The organism is Sphingobacterium sp. N143 (assembly GCF_030325625.1).
In the GTDB taxonomy this organism is placed as follows: Bacteria; Bacteroidota; Bacteroidia; order Sphingobacteriales; family Sphingobacteriaceae; genus Sphingobacterium.
Genome location: NZ_JACAIS010000020.1, coordinates 1 through 1,496, shown reverse-complemented (window position 1 = coordinate 1,496; position 1,496 = coordinate 1). Strand labels below are relative to the sequence as shown.

General features: G+C 40.2%; 1 protein-coding gene. It reads left to right on the top strand.

The genetic code is table 11. The annotated features are described in order from the left end of the window. Positions 1–79 precede the first annotated feature (79 nt). A protein-coding gene (locus HX021_RS21635) for an IS3 family transposase (protein WP_502959026.1) occupies positions 80–1,437 on the top strand; the annotation gives its coding sequence in 2 pieces (ribosomal slippage) (positions 80–395 and positions 395–1,437; 1,359 coding nt in all). Positions 1,438–1,496 lie beyond the last annotated feature (59 nt).

Sequence of the window (1,496 nt, the reverse complement as noted above, 5' to 3'; positions counted from 1 at the left end):
TGTAAATCGTCAGCAAAAAGTGGACACGTTAATTTAAAATCATAAGGAGTGTTTTCATCAAAAAGCATTAGATTTAATTATGGGAACACCAAAGAAAAAGAGTACGGAATCATTTGTAAAAGACATTCGAAAAAATACGCGCAGGATCTTTACAGCCGAACAGAAGATTTTGATCGTTATGGAGGGTCTTAGAGCCGAGACCTCTGTGGCAGAATTATGCAGAAAGCACAGCATCGCCCAGTCCCAGTTCTACGCTTGGAACAAAGAGTTTATGGAAGCTGGCAAAAAACGTCTCAATGGAGATGTTGTACGTGAAGCTACCAGCGATGAAGTTTCAGATTTAAAGAAAGAAAATGCCCGGTTGAAAGAGATGGTAGCCGATCTGGTATTGCGTTACGATATTATAAAAAAAAGTTTGGACATGCTGGATTAATCCATAAATATCGGAAATATATGAGATTATCAGCAGGTGAGAAATACGAAATCATTCAGACCGTTACCACGAGTGAAATCGGTGTGAAACGCACCTTAGCAAGCTTCGGGATCGCTAGAAGTACATTCTATAGATGGTATCAGAAGTATCTTGAAAACGGTTATGATGGCTTGAAACAAGGCTATAGAACTTATAAAAGACAATGGAACAGCATTCCCGAAGACCAAAAAGACCTAGTGGTTGAAGTAGCTCTGGAACACTCCGAATTATCCTCCCGGGAACTGGCGTACAAGATCACCGATGAACAGGGTATTTTTATCTCAGAATCCAGCGTTTACCGGATTCTGAAGCAAAGAAATCTGATCCCGGCGCCGAATCATTTCCTTCTTTCAGCAGCAAATGAGTTTAAAGACAAGACGGAGTTTGTGCACCAAATGTGGCAGACCGACTTCACGTATTTCAAGATTGTCGGTTGGGGATGGTATTACCTGAGCACGGTTTTGGATGATTACAGCCGCTACATCATCCACTGGGAGCTATGCGATTCAATGAATGCAGAAGATGTGAAAAGGACGGTAAATACAGCCATTGAGAAAGCAAGGTTAAAATCGAAAGCCAAACCGAAGTTGCTTTCTGATAACGGACCTTGTTATGTCTCAAACGAGCTGAAAACTTATCTAAAAGAAGCTTTAAAGATGAAACAGGTCCACGGAAGACCGATGCATACGCAGACACAGGGGAAAATTGAGCGGTATCATAGGACGATGAAAAACGTGGTAAAATTAAACCATTTTTACCATCCTGAAGAGCTTATCGAAGCCCTGGAAAAGTTTGTGGACAACTATAACAACCGCCGTTATCACGAATCGCTGAATAACCTGACACCAGCAGACATCTATTATGGACGATCTGAGCAGATCATCGAAAAAAGAAAACGCATAAAAGCCGATTCAATACAGCGAAGAAGAAAATTGTACAATCATCAAAAATTAATAAATTTATAACGCAAAATACTCCTTAAGGAATTTGACCTATGTGTCTAATTTAGTTTGAAGACATACAA